18 protein-coding genes are annotated in these 19960 nt (G+C 43.2%); 3 read left to right on the top strand and 15 right to left on the bottom strand.

Going from position 1 to position 19960, the window contains the following annotated elements; genetic code table 11:
- Positions 1 to 33 precede the first annotated feature (33 nt).
- Positions 34 to 1263 (top strand): Nramp family divalent metal transporter, encoded by a 1230-nt coding sequence (locus LZF95_RS07820; protein ID WP_233754423.1) that lies wholly within the window; start codon positions 34 to 36, stop codon positions 1261 to 1263.
- 72 nt (positions 1264 to 1335) lie between these two features.
- Here LZF95_RS07820 and LZF95_RS07815 read toward each other — a convergent pair whose 3' ends face one another.
- Entirely contained in the window at positions 1336 to 1899 is a 564-nt protein-coding gene (locus LZF95_RS07815) for a GNAT family N-acetyltransferase (RefSeq protein ID WP_233754422.1), read from the bottom strand.
- 327 nt (positions 1900 to 2226) lie between these two features.
- On the opposite strand from LZF95_RS07815, the gene LZF95_RS07810 reads away from it, so the two are divergent.
- Positions 2227 to 3018: a hypothetical protein gene (locus LZF95_RS07810; RefSeq protein ID WP_233754421.1), complete on the top strand. Its 792-nt coding sequence runs from the start codon at positions 2227 to 2229 to the stop codon at positions 3016 to 3018.
- 172 nt (positions 3019 to 3190) lie between these two features.
- Here LZF95_RS07810 and mgrA read toward each other — a convergent pair whose 3' ends face one another.
- The 12 genes from mgrA to holA form a co-directional block, all read right to left on the bottom strand.
- On the bottom strand, positions 3191 to 4210 hold the full coding sequence (gene mgrA / locus LZF95_RS07805) for an L-glyceraldehyde 3-phosphate reductase (RefSeq protein ID WP_233754420.1): 1020 nt from the start codon (positions 4208 to 4210) through the stop codon (positions 3191 to 3193).
- Positions 4211 to 4370: 160 nt separating this feature from the next.
- Positions 4371 to 5306 carry a DUF5996 family protein gene (locus LZF95_RS07800; protein ID WP_233754419.1) on the bottom strand — a complete coding sequence of 312 codons (936 nt, stop codon included), beginning with the start codon at positions 5304 to 5306 and terminating at the stop codon, positions 4371 to 4373.
- 48 nt (positions 5307 to 5354) lie between these two features.
- Positions 5355 to 6053, bottom strand: coding sequence for an NAD-dependent deacylase (locus LZF95_RS07795; RefSeq protein WP_233754418.1), 699 nt, complete (start codon positions 6051 to 6053; stop codon positions 5355 to 5357).
- Positions 6054 to 6223: 170 nt separating this feature from the next.
- The gene (gene trmB / locus LZF95_RS07790) at positions 6224 to 6883 is read right to left on the bottom strand and encodes a tRNA (guanosine(46)-N7)-methyltransferase TrmB (RefSeq protein ID WP_233754417.1); all 660 of its coding nucleotides are present in this window, start codon (positions 6881 to 6883) and stop codon (positions 6224 to 6226) included.
- Positions 6884 to 8293, bottom strand: coding sequence for a folylpolyglutamate synthase/dihydrofolate synthase family protein (locus LZF95_RS07785; protein WP_233754416.1), 1410 nt, complete (start codon positions 8291 to 8293; stop codon positions 6884 to 6886). It lies immediately after the preceding gene.
- Positions 8294 to 8296: 3 nt separating this feature from the next.
- Positions 8297 to 9253, bottom strand: coding sequence for an energy transducer TonB (locus tag LZF95_RS07780; protein WP_233754415.1), 957 nt, complete (start codon positions 9251 to 9253; stop codon positions 8297 to 8299).
- A gap of 3 nt (positions 9254 to 9256) precedes the next feature.
- Positions 9257 to 9646, bottom strand: a complete 390-nt coding sequence (locus LZF95_RS07775; protein WP_233754414.1) for a biopolymer transporter ExbD — start codon at positions 9644 to 9646, stop codon at positions 9257 to 9259.
- A 5-nt stretch (positions 9647 to 9651) separates the two neighbouring features.
- Positions 9652 to 10338: a MotA/TolQ/ExbB proton channel family protein gene (locus LZF95_RS07770; protein WP_233754413.1), complete on the bottom strand. Its 687-nt coding sequence runs from the start codon at positions 10336 to 10338 to the stop codon at positions 9652 to 9654.
- Between the two features lies 1 nt (position 10339).
- On the bottom strand, positions 10340 to 11125 hold the full coding sequence (locus LZF95_RS07765; protein WP_233754412.1) for a hypothetical protein: 786 nt from the start codon (positions 11123 to 11125) through the stop codon (positions 10340 to 10342).
- Between the two features lie 71 nt (positions 11126 to 11196).
- Entirely contained in the window at positions 11197 to 12924 is a 1728-nt protein-coding gene (locus LZF95_RS07760) for a TonB-dependent receptor (protein ID WP_233754411.1), read from the bottom strand.
- A gap of 3 nt (positions 12925 to 12927) precedes the next feature.
- Positions 12928 to 15930, bottom strand: coding sequence for a tetratricopeptide repeat protein (locus tag LZF95_RS07755; protein ID WP_233754410.1), 3003 nt, complete (start codon positions 15928 to 15930; stop codon positions 12928 to 12930).
- 16 nt (positions 15931 to 15946) lie between these two features.
- The gene (gene holA, locus LZF95_RS07750) at positions 15947 to 16975 is read right to left on the bottom strand and encodes a DNA polymerase III subunit delta (protein ID WP_233754509.1); all 1029 of its coding nucleotides are present in this window, start codon (positions 16973 to 16975) and stop codon (positions 15947 to 15949) included.
- 304 nt (positions 16976 to 17279) lie between these two features.
- Here holA and LZF95_RS07745 point away from each other — a divergent pair, with 304 nt between their 5' ends.
- A complete protein-coding gene (locus LZF95_RS07745) occupies positions 17280 to 18008 on the top strand; it encodes a tetratricopeptide repeat protein (protein WP_245405099.1) in 729 nt (242 codons plus the stop codon).
- 5 nt (positions 18009 to 18013) lie between these two features.
- On the opposite strand, the gene LZF95_RS07740 is transcribed toward LZF95_RS07745, so the two are convergent.
- Together LZF95_RS07740 and LZF95_RS07735 are read right to left on the bottom strand one after the other, a co-directional pair.
- Entirely contained in the window at positions 18014 to 18856 is an 843-nt protein-coding gene (locus LZF95_RS07740) for a universal stress protein (protein ID WP_233754409.1), read from the bottom strand.
- 7 nt (positions 18857 to 18863) lie between these two features.
- Positions 18864 to 19784: a glyoxylate/hydroxypyruvate reductase A gene (locus LZF95_RS07735; RefSeq protein WP_233754408.1), complete on the bottom strand. Its 921-nt coding sequence runs from the start codon at positions 19782 to 19784 to the stop codon at positions 18864 to 18866.
- Positions 19785 to 19960 lie beyond the last annotated feature (176 nt).

Genomic DNA, 19960 nt, shown 5'->3' with positions numbered 1-19960 from the left:
TTATAAACAGATGAAAATCAATAAAGCCATATTTTGAATTTAAGGACACTACTGGCTAACCTTGGACCTGGTCCTATTATCGCGGCAGCCTTCATTGGACCAGGCACCGTCACTGTATGTACTTTGGCAGGTGTTGATTTTGGGTTTTCTCTCCTATGGGCTTTAGGCTTATCCATTATCTCTACAATAATCCTGCAGGAGATATCGGGCAGGATTGGCTTGGTGACCGGCAAAGATCTAAGTCAGCTTCTCCGAAGCCAACAAGGTCATCCTGTCTTTCGCTATTTTTCTATGATATTGGTATTGACAGCTATAGGATTGGGAAATGCCGCCTACGAGTCAGGAAATATCACCGGGTCAAATTTAGGTTTACAGGTTTTTTGGGAGGCCCCTAGGTTGGTTTTTTCAGGCTTCGAAGTTTATTCGGGTACGCTGTTCTTAGGGGCACTTGCTTTCACGCTGCTTTTGCTGGGTAATTATAAACGCTTAGAACGTGTATTGGTGGCATTGGTGATTTTTATGTCCATTGCTTTTATAAGTACTGCTATACTTACCCATCCGGACTGGAACAAGATCCTCGAAGGGTTTATACCTGAATGGAATGATGGCAATCTATCCACCCTCGTGGCTTTAATAGGGACTACCGTCGTGCCTTACAATCTATTTCTATATGCAAGCCTGGCAAAAAAAAGGTGGTCAGGTTCGACTGAGATCCACTGGATGCGGAGAGATATAGTCATTTCCATTGTGCTAGGCGGCCTGGTCTCCATGGCCATAGTGGTAGTGGGTGCCACCAATTCCGGCATTGAAATCAACAATGCACTTGACGTGTCCAAGGGGCTTGAGGGAACTTTTGGCAGATTTGCCAAATACCTAATGGGCTTAGGGTTAATAGCAGCAGGACTTACATCCAGTATCACAGCTCCTCTGGCAGCAGGACTGGTCATATGTGGAATCATGGGCTGGAATCAGGACATCCGATCACCGAGTATGAGAGTATGCATGGGGGGCATAGTAAGCTTGGGACTACTGTTTGCTTCTTTAGGAATCAAACCTGTTCAACTTATCACTTTGGCGCAGTTGGCGAATGGATTTCTTTTGCCACTGGTCAGTGGTTGGATTATCTGGGTGGCAGGCCAACGAAGTCTTATGGGAGTTTTTAAAAATAGTACAGCATACAGCATTCTTGCTGTCGCCATTTGGTTGGTGACATTTTTCTTGGGATTGAAAAGTATTATGGCTGTGTTGAAAATTGGTATTTGACGTAGGAAGGACCCTGCCAGCCAGCCTCCTCTTTGAAAGCAATTGATTAAAGACTTAATGCCCCCAGATAGTCTAAGATTGACCGGCTAATTTGTTGATTGTCTCCCATTCCTCTTGAAGCACGCTGTAGTAAATACTATCTCTGCGTCTGCCATTCGCCAGCAATGTATGGCTTCTCAGCACACCTTCCTCTATAGCACCTAATTTCAGCAATGCTTTCCGAGCCGGCATGTTCAACACATCCGTCTTGATCTCCACGCGCTTCAACTTCAGTTTTTCAAAACAATACTCAAGCATAAGCAGCTTCATAGCTTGGTTAATGCCAGTTCCATGGAACTCCTTTCCCAGCCATGTCCATCCTATTTCTATTCGCTCGTCCCGTTCGGAGTAATTTCCAAAAGCTGTACTGCCTACAATTTTCTGAATCAATTTATCAAACACCACAAACTGAAGTCTCCCACCCCCCATAGCCTGATCTGCCCAATCATCAAATTGCTCTTCTATACTGAGATCATAGGTGAAATAATCCCAAAGCATTGAATCCCTTGTCAGAACTTTTAAAGCCGGAAAATCAGAGGTGGAAAGGGGACGGAGCAGTACCCTCCCGTTTTCAAGAACAACGTGCTGGAAATTCATAGAGATGGGAAAATGAAATATTAAACGGGGTCTTAATCCTAAATAATTCCAAAGACCTCCAATTTTAATGCATTTTCTACAATTTCCCTGTCATAAATAAAGAAAATTCAGCTTGCAAAATGTATTACAAAAGCATTGTATGGTTATCAAAACTATAAGATATCAAACAGGGGATTACCATTTTTTCATTTTCTGGAACACTTTATTAAAAATAAGTTTCAAGGTCATTTTCATTACAAAAAAAAATTTTATCTGCTATAAATACTTTTCAACAAAATATTTTTTTAAATTATACAAACGCGAAATTAACCCTAAACCCTAATATCCATGAAAAAGTTATTGTTTTTTCTGCTTTGTGGGATGCTTTGGGTAAGTAGTCTCAAGGCTCAACAAACGCAGTATATGGTATTTGAATTTGTCAAAGTTGAAAATGAACAACTTTTCGACTACATCGAATTCAAAAGTCTGATGGAGAAAGTATATAGACAGGCTCTAAATGACAAGCGAATTAAAGGATGGGACTTCTGGTCCTTGCAATCTGGTACGGACAATTCATCCTTCCAATACATCATGGTCACTTATTACAATAATCCCGTGGAGATGATGAACGGCTTAGATGAACAATCCATGATGGAATATACTAAAATAGCCTATCCTCATCTGAGCAGCGCCCAAGTTGCAAAATTATTTCAGGAATCACTCAAGATGAGGGACATGCCTATGAGATTATATATGAAAAAGATCACTGAGACCAAGGATAATTTTCAGATGAAACCCGGAGTACTCGCTTCCTTTGATCTCATGAAAGCAAATGAAGGGCAGTTTGATATCTACGAAAAAGCCGAAGATGAGGTATTCAGGCCTATCCACCAAAAGTATGTAGATCAGGGGCTGATGGGGCATTGGAGTTTATTGAGAACTGCATTGCCTCTGGGGTCGGAAGCCAAATCCACCCACTTGACCATGAACATTTACAAGGATTACATGCAGTTTTTCAATGCGCAGTCTTACGAAGACATCAATCAAACAGCCGCCCAGAGAGAGGCCGTCAATGAAGGCTTAAATTCCAGAGACCAAAAATGGGTATATCTGGCCACACTAGAAAACGTAGTTCGATAGTCCGGTTGTAACTTACGTAAGGAGGCTTCGAAAGGAGCCTCCTTTTTTGTCCGGAACAAAAAAAACAAATATTAAGCTACCCAATAAAACCAAATTGCGCTACTGATGTAATACTGGCCAATATCCCAGGAAGATTGAGAAGCTGGGTGACTTCGGGAGTTTAACCGAAAATTCAATCTTCCAGGATTCCTTTGATTGTTGCTACTTCATCAGGGCTGAACAGGGAGTTTTTCACTGCTGTCACATTATCGTCCAGTTGTTCGGGGCTGGAAACACCCACCAGCACAGATGTGATTCGCATGTTCTTTAAAAGCCATGCAATAGCCATTTGGGCAAGGGTCTGCCCCCTGTCTATCGCTATACCATTCAATTGGGAGATCATTTTGATCTTTTCATCAGAAATATGCTCAGCCTTGAGATACCTGCCATCCTTGGCTGCACGGGAATCTTTGGGAATCCCCTTCAGGTATTTATCTGTAAGCAGGCCTTGTTCCAAAGGAGAAAACGCAATACTTCCTATACCCTTTTCTCCCAAAACATCCATCAGACCATTTTCCACCCACCGATCAAGCATGGAATATCTCGGTTGGTGAATCAAAAGCGGCGTTCCTAAACGCTCCAAGATTTCATAAGCCTTAGCAGTATCTTCAGCAGAATACTGTGATATCCCGACATAGAGAGCTTTGCCTTGTCGAACCAATAGGTCAAGAGCCCCCATGGTTTCTTCCAGAGGAGTTTCGGGATCAGGCCTGTGATGATAGAAAATATCCACATATTCCAGTCCCATCCGCTTCAGGCTTTGGTCACAGCTGGCAATCAAGTATTTTTTGGATCCGAAATTCCCATAAGGACCGGGCCACATATCCCAACCTGCTTTGGAGGAAATCACTAACTCATCTCTTAGGCTGTGGAAATCTTTCTTCAGCATCCTACCGAAATTCTCCTCTGCAGACCCAAATGGAGGCCCATAATTATTTGCCAGGTCAAAATGACAAATCCCAAGATCAAAGGCGCGACGAAGAATAGAACGCCCAAGGGTAAAATCAGCATTATGTCCGAAATTATGCCAAAGACCAAGGCTGATTTCCGGTAGGACTAAACCGCTGTTACCGCATCTGCGATATTTCATCTGATGATATCGATCAGCGGCTGGCTGATAAGGGAAAAGTGGTAAATGATCGTTGATATCCATTAGTTGGAGTTTTGAGTTTATGTTTTGGCGACCCAAAATAGAGTGATTAAAACTGATATCAAATCCTATGGCATAATAAGCCATAGACTTTTAGACCGGATGCGCCAAAGTATATTAAGATCAATCTGACTCAAAAAGCAGGGGCCACATCGTTCAGCCTTCAATGCTTGTCAAAATGCGAGAAGTCACAATCTAGGGTGTTTCGATCCCAATCCCCTGCTTTAGCAGCAGCATTGTAGGTGCTCTCCAAAAACTCTAGAAGCACCTCATTTGGGTCGGAAGCCTTTCTGACCTCCTCATAACTGAGCATAAACTCCCCTAAATTCTCGTTCCAATAGGCTTTATCCGGTGAAACAGAGGCGTTTTTAAAGTCAGGATGATTCGGGTAGCAATAGGCATAAAACACCGCTGAAGGAAATGCCTCACTTCCAGGCCAAAAGCCGGCGCTAAACACTTCATGTGAATAAGCTTCCTGCATGACCGCTAATGGAATATTGGGAACCTGACCGGTAAACTCAGGTGCTTGTTTACCTGAGAAGCGGGTGTAAGCCAAATCGAATGATCCCCAGAAAAAGTGGATAGGCGAGCTTTTGCCGGTAAATTTTGTCCTAAAAACCCCAAAAACATTCTGGACATGAACCAAGGTCTTCCAAAGTGATTGTGCGGCATTGGCCTGATACATAATCCGCTTTTTGTTTTTCGAAAAAGGGATAGGGTCAGCGACTTCATTTGGGCTGTCGTGAATCTTCACATTTATCCCCAAAAATTTCAATTTTTCCATCAATTGCTCATAAAAACTGGCAACAGTCTGACCACCTAGTGCAAATCGGTCTCTGGTTCCATTGCTTGTTTTTACTTTCAATTCATGGTGAATGAAGTCAAATTTAATTTCAAAAACACCGCTTTCATAAGGGATCAAACCAGTGGTCAATCCCTGTGAGTCCACATACAGTGCCACATGCCACGAATGATTCTGCCATGGAGACTTTTTGAGTCTTACCTTGCCCACAATCTGCGTCCACTGATGTAAGAGATAAATGGTGTCTTTATTCTCCTCAAATTGAAATATTGGCCAAGAATTCTTTTTCGCTGCCATAGTTAAAATTTAACTGTCAATTTATGGGTTTTCCAGCCTGAACAAAAATTAAATCCCAGACTTTAGCATTTTTTCCAGTGTCTTTACTCCCGTAGAAGCATTTTCGAGGATAGAAACAACTTTTTTGCCAATACCAACTTCAGGTTTTTTGAGATCTATCAAAAACAACTTACAAGTAGATGGTACGTAGTCAATCAATCCCGCCGCAGGGTAAACCTGAAGTGAAGTACCTATCACGACAAAAACATCTGCCGTGGCTGCTATCGCTATAGCTTCCTCCATTTTCGGCACCTGCTCTCCAAACCAGACAATAAACGGCCTCAATTGACTCCCCCTTTCACATTTGTCTCCCTCTTTGATTTCCCAACTGTCAAGCTCATATATCAAATTTGGATCCAATGTACTCTGGGCCTTTCTCAATTCCCCATGTAAGTGGATTACGCGAGTAGAACCTGCCCGTTCGTGGAGGTCATCCACATTCTGGGTAATGATAGACACCTGATAATCCTTCTCCATATCAGCCAAAATCACATGTGCCTCATTCGGCTCGCATTGGAACAGCTGCTTTCTACGTTGATTGTAAAAATCCTGGACCAACTGCCGGTTTCTTCTCCACCCTTCTGGTGAGGCTACTTCCATCACATCATGGCCTTCCCAGAGTCCTCCGGAATCCCTGAACGTTTTGATTCCACTTTCAGCAGAAATCCCTGCTCCGCTTAGAATTACCAAATGCTGCTTTTTGCTCATGATATTTCTAGATTTTATTGTTTAACTACTTTTTGCCCGCAGATTTTCGCAGATAAACGCCGCGGATTTTCGCTGATGTTTCGGCTTGATTCAGTGTAGGACTCTTCAAAACCTCCGACAATCTGCGAATTTGATCAGCGTTAATCTGCGGGAAAAATTCAGCAGGCGGCTTAAATAAACCTACACTTGAGATACTTTATCTTCTCGCCCTTCTCCGAAAACATTTTTTCATAACGGGTCTGAATCCCAAAGTGGTCATCTTTCCATTCGCTTTGATAGAAATCATGTGTAAAGCCCACCAATTCTATATCCTCTCTACTTTGGAAAAGTTCCAAGGAATAATTGAACAAATCAGTATTATCAGTTTTGAAATGCACTATACCATCCTGTTTGAGCATAGGCTTGTACATATCCAAGAAGCGGGGAGAAGTAAGTCTTCGTTTTTCATCACCCTCCCGCGGAAATGGGTCAGGGAAAGTGATCCAAAGCGCTGAAATCTCATCCGGAGCAAAGTACCTATCCAAAAGCTCAATCTGAGTCCTCAGAAAAGCTACATTGCTGATACCTTCAGCTGTCGCTGTAGAACTGCCTTTCCAGATTCGACTTCCTTTGATATCTACACCAATAAAGTTCTGATTTGGGAAATTACGAGCCAAGCCCACCGTGAACTCTCCCCTGCCACACGCCAGTTCCACCACAATAGGATTCGCATTCTGAAACTGGGCTTCATTCCAGTTCCCTTTTATTGTTTCAAAAATTGGCTTTCCAGCCTGGATCACATTTGGGTTGCCCTCATTTTCTTGGAAGCGAACCAGTTTTTTTCTACTCATCTAAAGCTCTTCGATTTCTGCGACCACAAAAGTACTCCCTCCCACAAAAATCAGGTCATTTTCCCCCGCATTTTTTCGGGCAAAAGCTAAAGCCTCATTGACTTCGGGTATAACTTCGCCTTTTAAGCCATACGAGGCAGCTTTTCCCGCCATTTGTTCAGCAGGTAAAGCCCTAGGGATTTTAGCTTCGCAAAAGATATAAAAAGCTGACTTGGGAAGCATGGACAGCACTTTGGATATGTCTTTATCCTGCACCATCCCCAAAACCATCCATAGCTTTTCGAAAGTATAGGTTTCCAGCTGGGACAGGATCTCACGAAAACCAGCTTCATTGTGTCCTGTATCACAGAGTACTGTAGGATTTGTAGAAAGTGTCTGCCATCTCCCTTTTAAGCCGGTCAATTCAGTGACATTTTTCAGCCCATCCAAAACCGCCTTCTCCGGCAAATCCCAACCCATCTGGCGCATCTTAACGATAGATTCCAGTATTCCGGGAAGATTGTACTGCTGATAATTCCCGTTCAGGCCAAATGTCAGACCAAACTCCTTTTCAACCTTTGCCCCGATCTGTGCCAAAGACCGACCATTTGAACCGTCTGCCGTGGATTGAAGCCCTCCACCCGTAGCATTCTCTCCTGCCGTGATCTGTGTCCCCCCAGACCGCTTAAATCCATCACGGGTGTAAATTCTAAATTTCGCCTTCCCATCCTCTTCAGAAACCTTCACTGCTTTCCAGTTTTCGTCAGCGAAGGTGATCGGAGAATTCATCCCATGGGCTTTCTTTACAAATACAGTACTAGTCTCATTATGTGTTTCACTGATCACCACAGGGACGTTTTTCTTGATGATCCCTGCCTTTTCTCCTGCGATCAAAGGAAGCGTATCTCCCAGAAACTGTACATGGTCAAAGCCAATATTGGTGATAAGCGAAAGCACCGGAACAATAACATTGGTGCTGTCGAAATTTCCTCCCATCCCTACTTCCACGATGGCGATATCAACTTCTTGTTGTGCAAAATGCCAGAAGGCCATTCCTACGGTCATCTCAAAAAAACTAGGCTTCAGCTCATCCAGAAAGCTCTTGTTCTCTTGCACAAACTGAACGACCAGGTCAGGACTGATTTCCTGCCCGTTTATCCTGATCCGCTCAGTGAAAGATTTGAGATGCGGAGAGGTATAAAGTCCTGTTTTGTATCCAGCGCTTTGGAAAACAGCAGCCAAACTATGGGAAGAACTTCCCTTTCCATTAGTACCGGCTACATGAATTGATTTGAATTTGCGCTCTGGATTTCCGAGGTGGTCACAGAGCGCAATCGTATTCCGGAGGTCCTTTCTGAAGGCTGCGGCCCCCACTCGCTGGAACATGGGCAAGGAATTAAACAAATAATCCAGCGATTCCTGGTAGTCCATTTATCAATCAACCTTAATAACGAACGTGATTTTTCCTGTAGAAAACTCAGCAGCAGTGCCTCCTTGTTTCTTGAAGGAGATTTGATTGACTACCTGACGATAATAGGCCAAAACATCATTGGAGACATTATACTCCAGCGGAACAGCCTGCACTACCCTTCCCAAATCATCAATGGTGATCTTAAAAACTATTTTTCCATTGCGTGTAGAAACTCTATCATTGATATTAGGCCGCTGGGCAAAGTCCCAACCCGCCAAGTCGAGGCTATATCCATCTCCGGAATTGGCTCCTTTCCCAGAGCCTACTCCCATAATTGCACGTCCATCTACGGTTCCTTTTGGATCCCCTTCGTCACCTTTGTCTTTTGATGTTCCCTGGGCTCCTCCGGAAGTAGGAGTGGTTCCTTTTCCTGCTGTCCCACCTGCACCGAATATTGCTCTCTGGTCGATTTTTGGTTTTTCAGGAGCTTTTTGGACGGTTTCCTTTTCTTCTGCTTTGGCAGGAGTTTCCACTGGTTTTGCTACTTCTTTCTGAGCGGGTTCAGGTTTTTTAGTCTGTTCTGTGGCTTTTTCCTCTCCCTTTATGGGTGAAGGCTTAGTCGTGACTGCTTTATTTACTGAAGGCTTAGGCTGTGCTGCCGGTTTAGCAGTTTCGGTTTTAGGACTTGGAGGAGGTGTAGCAGGTTGGGTCACTGCCTTTGCTATTTCACCTGGAGCCGCATCTTCCACCACTGGAGTTGGAGTTTCTGAGGGAGGTGCGGGGCTGTTTCTTTCCCCTGATCCTGTAGGCGTAAACCCTAGATTGAGTTCTAAACCGAATGCTGGCAAAGGAGGAACCGGCTGCTTCCAGACCACAATAAAATAAAGTGCGATCAAAAGCAGTATGTTGAAGATAATTGTGATTATCCACGATTTCTTTTTGCTTTCGCTCTCTATTTTATCTGCATTCCAGTATTCCATTTTTTAGAATGGTTTTGTAGCTATAGACACATTCGCCTCCAACCCTGCAGCTATCCCTCCGATCTCTACTAAGTACTCTACAGGTACTTCTTTATCAATATGTAACACGACCTGGCCTTTCTTATCTCTAAGTAAAGAAGTTAATTCAGTCTTGATTTGTTCCCTAGGAACGATTTTATCATTTACGGAATACTTCAGATCTTTGGTCACAGTGACAGTGACTTCCTGCATAATGATATCCGAAGTCTCACTAGAGGGTAGGTTCACAGGCAGGCCTGAGGGTGTAATAAAGGAAGAGGTAAGCATAAAGAAGATCAACAACAGAAATATGATATCTGTCATCGATGACATGCTGAATGCCGCATTTACTTTATTTTTTGTTTGAAGTCCCATTCGTATCAGTCTTGCAACAAATCAATGAATTCTATCGAAGAGTATTCCATGTTGTGTACCAGCTTGGAAACCTTCGACACCAGAAAATTATAACCCAAGTAAGCTAGGATACCAACCACCAATCCAGCTGCTGTGGTGATCATCGCTTCATAGATACCCTCAGAGAGTAATTTTGGAGAAACCATCCCTTCTTCTTGGGCAATGGCAATAAATGCTTGTATCATACCTGCCACAGTCCCCAGAAAACCGATCATAGGGGCTGCACCGGAAACAGTAGCCAAGAGATTAAGATTCTTCTCCAATTTGTAAATCTCGATTTTCCCAACGTTTTCAATGGCTACTTCTATGTTTTTCAATGGGGAACCTATACGTTCCACTCCCTTGGCAATCATATTAGCTACCGGAGTCTGTTCTCCAGCACAGAGGATTTTCGCCTTTTCCGTCTGTCCGTTTTGAACCAGCACCTTTACCTGATCCATGAGATGAGAGGAGGTTTTGGAAGCCTTGTTGAGTGTGATCAGGCGCTCCACAAAAATGAAAATCGCCAAAATGAAAAGTAGATACAGCGGCACCATCATGTACCCGCCTTTGATCAATAGATCAAGAAGACCAATGTTACCTTTCGTGGCGCCCATCGCCAGGCTGTCTGCTGCAGAAAGTGTATCTGTAGAGAGCGTTTGAAGTAGAATCATATTAATATTTCAAAATCCATAAATCCTCTGTGTACTGGTCTTTGACACGAGTCAGTTCTTCATTAATGGCTGTCCAGCCACGTGAAGTACCTATTGCCAAACGATAATTTGTGACATCTTCGTATGGCATTATCAGATAAACCGTCTCAGCCCGGTTCTTATATTGCTCAGCTTCTTTCAAGGCTAAGGCTTCATTGGGAAGGCTTCCCACTATAATATAGAATTGGGGACGATCTCCTTTTTCAGTAACTCTGACCAAGTTTCCAGACACCTTAGGCGCAATTGTTGTACCAGTTTGAACCGATTCAGCCGCAGGTGTTGGAGAACTTACGGAATCCGAAACAACAGCCTGATTATCATATATTTCCGATTCTTCACCTGCAGAGACGTTAACGGCAACTTCATCATTTTCTTGCTTTGCTACTCCCTCTACTGACTTGGAAGCAAGAACTGTCGAATCCTGTTCAGAGACCACTGTCTTATTCATCTGCCAGATAATTACAAGCATTACCCCTAAAGCCAAAAGAGCAGCTATCCAAATCCAGGAATTATCTGATTTCTTTTCCTCTATTTTATGTTCCTGTCTAGAGATCGTTTCAGCTTGGGCGAGAGAAGGGGTGATAGTCTGCATCGTTCTCTTTTTGACTTCTGCCACATCTATAGCAGTTGCTATTTCTTCTTCTCTTTTAGGTTGTCGGATTTGAGTCAATGGGACAAGCTCCACATAGGGCAGCCCATAATCTTTTGGATCAGTCCACTGTTTATTATCTACGCTTTTATCAGTCATTATTTTAAGGGGGCAATGTCACGAAACTAAGGGAATTGAGTCTAAACCCCAACCCTCACTCCTAAACATTCTTAGAATTTGAAAGATGCTCCACCGATGAACTGAATTCCCCTCACGGGATAGTTAAGCCAGCGCATATTCTTCCCGTTCAGAAGATTATTGCCTTCAGCAAAAATGGAGATTCTCTCTGTGATCCCGTAATCTGCTTTCAATTGCAAATCAGCAATAGTTTTTAATTTGACCACCTCATAAGGGCCTGAAGAAGGTTCTTGCCCCAGAATGTCGTTCATATCACGACCACGGGCTTTTACCCCCCCCATGAGGTTTAAATTGGCCTGTACAATCAATCGGTCAATAGGGGTAAGCTGGTTGTTCACCCTCAGTTCCCAAACAGGTCTATGCCAGGCTTCTGCCTGGGTGCCCAGGTCGTATTGATATAGATCCAGTCTCCCATTAAGGGAATAAATATCAGAAAACTGATAACCTAACTCCGCATTGATGTTGAAAACGGTGGTCTTATCATCATATACCAGTCTAAATCTAGCTGAATCGGTCGTCACTAGATTATTGGTATAATTATTCACAAAGAAGTGCATCTGATTATAGCGGCTCACATTGGCAGCAGCACGATAGCTGAAAGCTCCCTGAAACTGGCCAATTATCCCTCCTTCGATTTTGTAGTTTTGAACTGTATTAAGCAATTGATCGCTGGGGCCCAAAAAAGGATTTTCATTTACAAAACTATAATAAGTGTTTCGCTGTACATCCCCGGAAAACTCCCCAAAAAAGCCAAACTCCTCAGCAAACTGATAATTGGCTTTTAGCACCGGAAAAACATGGAAATCGCTGGATTTATTCTCCAAGGAATCATTTTCAGAAACAAGATTCAGACCCGCAGTGAAATTAAACGCCTCATATTTATAGGAAACCGTAGGCCGGATGGCAAAGTATGTCCTGTTTAAGGAGTAATTTAGATCCTGGGGCTTGGTGGTGAAATACGAAAGCCCTACTTTCCCCGACCAGTCGTCATTAGGTCTGATGGTACCACTAGCCTCTACTCCGAACTGATTCTCCTTAACCAAGTAGCTATCATTGAAATTCCTAAAGCTTAATTGTCCTTCGTAGCTAAACGGCCCCACTTTCTCCAATTCCCTAATCCCGGCTTTAAACTCAATTGCTTGGAGCACATTCCCATCAAATCCGGCAAAACCACCGTTTTCATCAATCAGAAAATCAGGATCTTCCCCATAAAACTGATAACTGTCCTGATCCCAACTCACTCCACCAAAAACCTCAAAAAAATCCGTGAAGTAACTCCCATCAAATCCGAGGTTGGTATGGGATTCTTTAGACTCCTCTGCCAACACAGGGCCTTTACCAAAACTCTGGTGATTCAGCTGAAGGGAGTAATTGAAGTCAGAAATTTCTGTTCCCATATATCTTGCTTCCAAAAGCGGGGAGGCAAAATTGCCATAACCAGCCCTGATATAACCGGGGTATAAATCCAAACGTTCTGGCGTATAAACCTTCTGGGAAGGCTCTGCTTTCAAATCCAAAGGCTTGATGTTCAATGGATAGTTTGATACCAAATAAGAATATTCATTCAACCCAGAAGGCTTAGGGAGCACAGGTAATTTCTCGTACATTCTAGGCTGTACGGGAACAGTGAGTACACGGTCTTTTCGGATCACAAATTCCTGGTCTGTGACCGCCCCTCTTTGCTGGGTCTGGGCCATAGCCCATCCGGACATCAAACCGATAATCCCTGTCATAAGGACAGTTTTCGCTAGCTTTATCATGGTTTAGTTAAGGGTTTGGAGTTTGGATTGAGCCATTTCTTTTATTTCAGCATTGGTGGAGTTCTCCACGATAGATTCCAACGTGGCTTTTGCCTGAAACTCCTCCCCGCTTTTCACATAATTGTCAGCCAAAAGCAAGAATATCCTCCCATACCAATAATCATAATTCACAAATGGACCTGATTGATCGAAGATCAATTCATTCGACTGTTGTATTTCCCCTTTTTCCTGTAATGCGGACGCCAGCAGATAAAGACCCTCCGCACCCTGTTCTGTTTTGTAATCTCCCACCAAAGCAGTCAAAGTAAGCTCAGCCTGCCCCTTTTGGTTCAGTGCATTTTGTGATTTGGCTTTGATCAACAAAGCTTTGGGCGAGGATTCGGGAATCACTCCGTCCAGTGCTGACAGGCGCTCAGCCTGGGTGATTGCCTGTTGATAGTTCTTTGTTTCAAAATTCGCAGTCATCAACCCTTGTACAGCCTCAGCTTCCTCGGGTTTGCTTCGTGCATTCTGTACGGAAGTTTCCAAATAAGGAATGGCTTCCGCAAAATTACCTCGATCCAATTCTATAGTGCCTATTTTCTGCATTGCCCTGATTCTCTGTGGGGAAGCAGACTCTCTTTCCAATGTTTTAAATTGAACGAGTGCCTTATCCGTATCCCCCATCTGCAAATAACTATCACCTAGGAAGTAAAGGGCGTCCGCACGCTGTGCTGACTGGGGATAATTTTTAAGGTAGCTTTCGAAACTTCTGGTTGCCTGCGCAAAGTTTTTGTCAAAATAGGTTCCTTTTGCAGCTTCAAATTCCAGAGACTGTACACTGCCATTACTCGGATTCGCACCTTTATATTGAGTCAGGTAATCAGAAAATTCTCCTGATCTCCCCTGCAATGCCAAGGTTTCCTGAAGGCCTTTCAGAGCCGTTTCCGCATTTTCAGAGTTGGGGTGGTTATTTAAGATCGCGCTATAATCTTTTACCGTCTGATCGTAATTCTGAAGAGAGAAATTAGCCACGGCCCTTCCTTCCAAAGCATACGGGACAAATGGACTGTTGGGTCTTGTGCTCAATAGATCGGAGAAAGACACTGAGGCCGCCTGATAGCTGCTTTCCTCCATATAGATCTGTCCACGCTGAAAAAGGGCATCTTCTAAATACAGGCTATTTGGGTACCTGGATATCAAAGCATCTAGCTGCCCCAATGCCTCCTGGTTCCTGGACTGGAAATTCTGCACCACAGCCAATCTGTAATAGGCATAATCCACCCCTGAGTTACCCTCATTGATAGCTTTTTGAAAAGTAGCGGCTGCCTCATTGAACCTCTTCTGGACGTAGTAGCAATCTCCTAGTCTCAAAACCGCATCATCATATTGCTGTTTGTTGGCAATGATCTGTCTGTTTTCTGTGAATTTTCTAAACTGCTCTTCAGCTTTGGCATATTGCTGGGAATTGAAATATGCGTAACCAAGTCCATAATAGGTTTTGGCTACCGTTCCATTTGCTCCGGAAGGACGATTGCTCAGCACAGTCTCGTAAGCCTTGATGGCCTGGGGCAAATTGTTTGCGGCTGAATTGATTTCACCCTTCCAGAAATGTGAATCCAATACCAGACTTCTGTCCACAGGAAACTTCAGGGATTTATCCAAATATGCCAAAGCAGGGTTAAATTTTTGATCCCTGTAATAAGCCATGGCTTGATAGAAAGCCACTTTCTGGTAAGCTTCCTGAATTCTTGGTGATTTGTTGGAAATCTTATCCATCTGTTCGATGGCCCTCAGATAATCGTTGGTGTTTACCAGTGCTTCTGAAAGGAGACTTTCAGCTTCTGCCCTATATTTTCCCGAAGGATAAGCATCTACATATTCATCCAAGGCTGTTATCGCAGCCTGAAAACTTCCTTTCTGCAGGTTTACTTTGGCATAATTGAAGATGGATTCCTCTTTGATAGCTGGATTGAAGTCAGATTTTGCCGCAGATTGGAAGCTGGTGGATGCAAACTGATAGTTTTCCAACTTCAGGTATGCCTGAGCTAAATAATAACTGGAGGCCTGGCCAATCTCATCAGTAGCTGAGGCAGATGCTTTCAGATAATCGGTTGCCCGCTGGTAGTTTTTGATTTCAAACTGGGATATCCCTGCTTTATAGATTTCCTCTCTCCCGAGTTCTCCTTTTCGGGAATTGATGAAGGCATCGTAATTTTCTGCTGCTTTTGCAAAGTTCTTCTTAGCATAATAAGCCTCTGCGAGATACAGGTAGATCACCTCTTTTTTCTCCAGATTTTGACCGTTTGTCAATTTTGGTTCCGCATAGCTGATCAACTGATCATAGCTGCCCTGCTTATAATAAAGTGCGGCTAATAAATACGGGACTCTATTGGCGTAATAGGCAGATTGGGATGCTGTCTGAAGATCTGCTATTGCTTTGGAAGTGTTGCCGTTTTCCATAGCAATGAAACCGCTGTAATAATAGGAATCAAAACTTGCCTGTTGGTTTAGTGCTTTTCCTGCATCAAAATAAGGCGCTGCCTCTGCGTATTGATTGAGTTGGAAATGTGAATATCCTTTTTTGAAAAGTACTTCTGCCTGGGTGCCCAAGGGTAGTTTTTCCTCATCCACCAATTGATAGCTTTCAATTGCCTCAGAGAAATTCCTCTTAAAGAAAAAATGATCACCTAGGTATAATCCGGCTGTGGTCACAGATGGATCATTTCCGTGATCAAAAATGTACTTTTTCATCAGGCCTGCACCATCTGGGCTTTCCAGCTTCAGTGCCGCCATTGCCCTGTTCAGTTCTGAAGTCTTGGCCTGACCAGAGCTCATGGGCTTTTCCAAGAGCCGGGTGTGATCATAGATACTTGCAGAAAAGAGCTGCTTGTCAAAAAGCTCCAGGTTATGATCTAGCTTATATTGCGAACTGGTCTGATAGAGGGTAGATTGGGAATACGCCTCCAAACTAAGTCCTAGGCTCGGCACGAGCAGGCCCGCAAGGAGCACAAAGTGATGTTTCATAAAGTGGCTCAGGTAATCAGTGCAAAATCTTGTAAACAAGTTCGCGGAGGTTTTCAGCTTCGCTCATACTTCCGGAGTCAACTCCTTTGAAACGAAGATCAGCCTCTTTGATGTATGCGAACACATCAATTACCTTGCCCAAATTGTAGTTTCTGGACGCTACTAAATATTCTTTGACCACAAAAGGTGGCAGCCCTAAAAGGCTGGCAAGTTGCTGCTCGCCCGCTCCTGATTTCTTAGCCTGATGGATAAGCGCAATTCTGGTGAAATAATTGAACATCAGGGAAAACATAGGGATCACCGGATTGGCCTTGGGGTTTTGGATAAAGTAATGGATGATCTGGTTTGCCTTCACCACATCCTTGAAACCTATGGCTTTTAAAAACTCAAAATTGTTATAGTCCTTATTGATCCCCACATATTTGGAGATATGCTCAGTGGTGATTTTCGTCGGCTCACGGAAATTGATCAGCATTTTGCCAATTTCATTGGAAAGCACTTCCAGGTTATTGCCAATGGAATCTGCCAAAAGTTGGGCAGCGCGATTATCTATGGAATGTTCTGTTTCCTTGATAAATCCCTCTATCCAATCTGTCAATTTGTAATCCTTGACTTTTTCTGAGCGTACATAGACTGCCTTTTTATCCAGTTCTTTATAGAGCGCACTTCTCCCATCCAGTTTTTTATACTTGTGGGCAAAGACCAGAATTGTACTTGGCAAAGGGTTTTGTACATAACTGACCAGCAACTTCTGGGAATCCTCCTTGGTCAGATCAGGCAAGCTCTGGGCTTCTTTCACAATGACCACTTGGCGATCCGCCATCATAGGGAACTTCCTTGCATTATTCAGGATCAACCCCACATTAGCATCCTTTCCGTAAAGCACTAGCTGGTTGAACCCCCGCTCATGCTCGGCAATAGCATTTTTCTCTATATAGTCGGTAATCTGGTCTATAAAGTAGGGTTCCTCCCCATCCAAAAAGTAAATGGGTGCAAATTTCTTCGCTTTCAGGTCTTTAAGTACCGTTTGTGGATTTTGAGGCATCACTCAGTCTATTCTTGGGAGCTTAAAGATAACATGCCGATCCATTAGCAGGCAAAAACCCAGGAAAGATTCTTTGGTAAACTATTCTGGGATTAACTTTGTATTTGTAGGGTAGGTAGGTTGTGTGTTGGAAAGTTGGAAGGTTGAAAAGTGGTGAGTTTCGAAAAATTAGGCACTAATGATCAGGGAATATTAAGTTTTCGTACCAGACTTCGGCAGGCATCCAAAAGATTGATTAAGAACATATAAAATTTGCGCCCTCCGCGTATCACTCCGAGCCCTCTGTGGTTAAAAAAACAGAATTATGAGTTTAGAAAAAGGAATAGAATTATATAAATCAGGGAAATTCAAAGAGGCTTTGGTAATCTTTGATGAATTGGTAAAAACCAGCCCAAACCAACCTCAGATCCATCTCAGCCGAGGACGTGTGCTTTCCCGCCTAGGACGTACCGAAGAAGCTTTAGTGGAATTTGACCTGATCACATCTCTGGAACCCTACAATACCGATTATATTTCTGACCGGGCAGTGGTTTTGCATCTGCTCAAGAGAAATGAGGAGGCTCTATCCGAGCTCGACCGGGCTGCGAATCTAGATCCCAAAAATCCCTACCGCTACAGTAGCCGGGCATATCTGAAAGACAGGATCGGCAATTTGGAAGGTGCTATTGCAGATTATGAAAAAGCAATAGAACTGGATCCTGAGGATGCTGTATCCCATAATAATAAGGGGTTGGTTGAGGAAAAACTTGGTTATAGGGACAGATCTAAGAGAAGTTTTGGAAGGGCGGATGACTTGGTGGGGTACAAACCAACAGAGACTCCTACTCCAGGTCTAAAAACAAATGAGGGAAGCTCGGAACTTCCAAAAGTAGGCTCGAAACCAAGTGAAAAGCCTATTGCCCCAGTTCAAAAGAAAGAAATGACTTTCAACCACTTCTTAAATACCTTGGGTTCTGTTTTCAATAATGCACAAACCAGAAAAGAATTCACCGAGTATTTAAAGGGGGTTTTTGGCTGGAAAAAAAGTGAGTAAGAACTTCAAAAAGATTTAATCACCCAAAGTGGTTTATTGATAAAGTAAGTCATTTTTTTTGAGAGGTTTTTTGAAAATATCTGATCAAAAAAGCTCTTTTTTTTGCTCAATGTAACCAATATATCACCCTTGGCAGTCTGCAGGTAGTTTTCCAACCCCAACGCCACCTCATCCTTATAGGATTTCAAGACATAATTGACTTTATCATACTTCACAAACGGCTTGATTTCATCTATCATTGTCATGTGAAGGGATTTATCAAGTGCTTTGTGCGTGGAGCTGACATGAACCAGGTCAATCTCAGAATCAAAGAACCTAGCCACTTCCACGATCTTCTGGATAGCCACTTTATCCTCCTCCAGGTAATCACTGGCATACACAAGCTTACGGGGAGCTCTGAAATATACTTTTCTGGGAACCACCAGAATATCCCTATCCGATTTTTCCACTATTCTACTTGCCCGGGACCCAATCATGTTTTCCCTGAAATCATTCACGCCCTCTGTACCTACTACTATCAAATCCGCATCCATTTCAGCAGCGAAATCCAAGGTCTGCTTCACAATACTCCCCTCCTTCACCACAGTAGAACAAGTTTTAAGGCCGTTATTAATTCCTTCCCCAAGCACTGCCTCTTGTAGGTTTTTCAATTTTTCCATTACAAAATCCATCTGATGCTTGCCGGAAATATCCTGAGGAGACAATTTCTCATAATCCTCCCTATTCAGTACATGAAAAAGCACCAAATCAGCCTGGTATTTTTCACCCAATTTGGTGGCATATTCTATGGCATTGAGAGAGCATTCTGAAAAATCGGTAGGGCACAAAATTTTAAATGTCTTTTCCATAAAACTTCTAATATCCGCGTTTTCGATCAACTACATTTATCAATTCTCTATGCTCCCTTATCCGCTTGATGTTTTCTATCACCTGCGGTGCCGCAGCCTGAGGGTTGGTCACGCTTGCAATGTGAGGAGTCATGGTTATTTTCGGATTGTCCCAAAACGGATGCTCCTCTGGTAAGGGCTCTTCTCTATATACATCCAACATAGCTCCAGAAAGGTATCCTCTTTCTAAGGCTATGATCAAATCCTCCTCTACCAGATGCTTTCCTCTAGCCACGTTGATGAGGTAGGTGTTGGGCTTGCACTTTTCAAATAACGATAAACTCAGGATATTCTCGGTATCGGGAGTAAGTGGAAGCAGGCAGACTATAACATTTACCTTTTGTAAAAACTCTTCCAGCTTGTTCCCAACATAATAGGGGTATTCAAAATCCGCTTTCGCGGTGGATCCAAATCCAACTACCGGAAACCCCATGTAGTCCAGTTTATCCATCACGTCCTTACCCAAGGCACCTACTCCCATCACCCCTATGGCCGCCTCCAGTTCAGGGTTGCTCATATCCCAGATTTTTTGGGATTGATTAACCTGATAGCGCAAAGTCTGTCTATGGAAATTGAGCACTCCCATCACCACATAATTGGTCATGGAAAAGGTGAGTTTTTCATCCACTATCCGCACTATTGGTATAGATTCTGGAATTGACTTATCCCGTAGAATATGATCCACGCCTGCCCCCATAGAGCTGATCAGTTTTAGATTAGGGAAATCGGACAGGATGCCTTCAGGATGCTGCCAGAGAAAAACATATTCTACTTTTTCAGGCTCCTTGATTTCCGGATATACTTCTATAGCCAGATCAGGTGCCAGGGCTCTAAATTCTTTAATCCAAATATCCGGTTTTTTGCCGGGGCTTATAATTGCTAGGCTCATGGTATCTTATACGAAGGTTATTGGTTGAAGGTGATAAACAACAGAAAAGGCTAGGAGCTCTAAACAAAATTGATTTTACAGTAGTCTTTTTTCTATGAAAAAACTGAAATTGCAGTATGTTAAACCCTATCCTTAAATTTTACGCTTAAGAAACTTAAACCAAGTTATTAATCCCA

This window comes from Algoriphagus sp. AGSA1 (assembly GCF_021390545.1).
Taxonomy (GTDB): domain Bacteria; phylum Bacteroidota; class Bacteroidia; order Cytophagales; family Cyclobacteriaceae; genus Algoriphagus.
The sequence above is the reverse complement of the archived record's forward strand: the minus strand, read 5'-3'. Positions and strand labels throughout refer to the sequence as shown.

Excerpts from the sequence above, each read along its gene's own strand:
- LZF95_RS07815 (WP_233754422.1), bottom strand. The coding sequence starts at position 1,899 with ATGAATTTCCAGCACGTTGTTCTTGAAAACGGGAGGGTACTGCTCCGT.
- LZF95_RS07810 (WP_233754421.1), top strand. The coding sequence starts at position 2,227 with ATGAAAAAGTTATTGTTTTTTCTGCTTTGTGGGATGCTTTGGGTAAGT.
- mgrA (WP_233754420.1), bottom strand. The coding sequence starts at position 4,210 with ATGGATATCAACGATCATTTACCACTTTTCCCTTATCAGCCAGCCGCT.
- LZF95_RS07800 (WP_233754419.1), bottom strand. The coding sequence starts at position 5,306 with ATGGCAGCGAAAAAGAATTCTTGGCCAATATTTCAATTTGAGGAGAAT.
- LZF95_RS07795 (WP_233754418.1), bottom strand. The coding sequence starts at position 6,053 with ATGAGCAAAAAGCAGCATTTGGTAATTCTAAGCGGAGCAGGGATTTCT.
- trmB (WP_233754417.1), bottom strand. The coding sequence starts at position 6,883 with ATGAGTAGAAAAAAACTGGTTCGCTTCCAAGAAAATGAGGGCAACCCA.
- LZF95_RS07785 (WP_233754416.1), bottom strand. The coding sequence starts at position 8,293 with ATGGACTACCAGGAATCGCTGGATTATTTGTTTAATTCCTTGCCCATG.
- LZF95_RS07780 (WP_233754415.1), bottom strand. The coding sequence starts at position 9,253 with ATGGAATACTGGAATGCAGATAAAATAGAGAGCGAAAGCAAAAAGAAA.
- LZF95_RS07775 (WP_233754414.1), bottom strand. The coding sequence starts at position 9,646 with ATGGGACTTCAAACAAAAAATAAAGTAAATGCGGCATTCAGCATGTCA.
- LZF95_RS07770 (WP_233754413.1), bottom strand. The coding sequence starts at position 10,338 with ATGATTCTACTTCAAACGCTCTCTACAGATACACTTTCTGCAGCAGAC.
- LZF95_RS07765 (WP_233754412.1), bottom strand. The coding sequence starts at position 11,125 with ATGACTGATAAAAGCGTAGATAATAAACAGTGGACTGATCCAAAAGAT.
- LZF95_RS07760 (WP_233754411.1), bottom strand. The coding sequence starts at position 12,924 with ATGATAAAGCTAGCGAAAACTGTCCTTATGACAGGGATTATCGGTTTG.
- LZF95_RS07755 (WP_233754410.1), bottom strand. The coding sequence starts at position 15,930 with ATGAAACATCACTTTGTGCTCCTTGCGGGCCTGCTCGTGCCGAGCCTA.
- holA (WP_233754509.1), bottom strand. The coding sequence starts at position 16,975 with ATGCCTCAAAATCCACAAACGGTACTTAAAGACCTGAAAGCGAAGAAA.
- LZF95_RS07745 (WP_245405099.1), top strand. The coding sequence starts at position 17,280 with ATGAGTTTAGAAAAAGGAATAGAATTATATAAATCAGGGAAATTCAAA.
- LZF95_RS07740 (WP_233754409.1), bottom strand. The coding sequence starts at position 18,856 with ATGGAAAAGACATTTAAAATTTTGTGCCCTACCGATTTTTCAGAATGC.
- LZF95_RS07735 (WP_233754408.1), bottom strand. The coding sequence starts at position 19,784 with ATGAGCCTAGCAATTATAAGCCCCGGCAAAAAACCGGATATTTGGATT.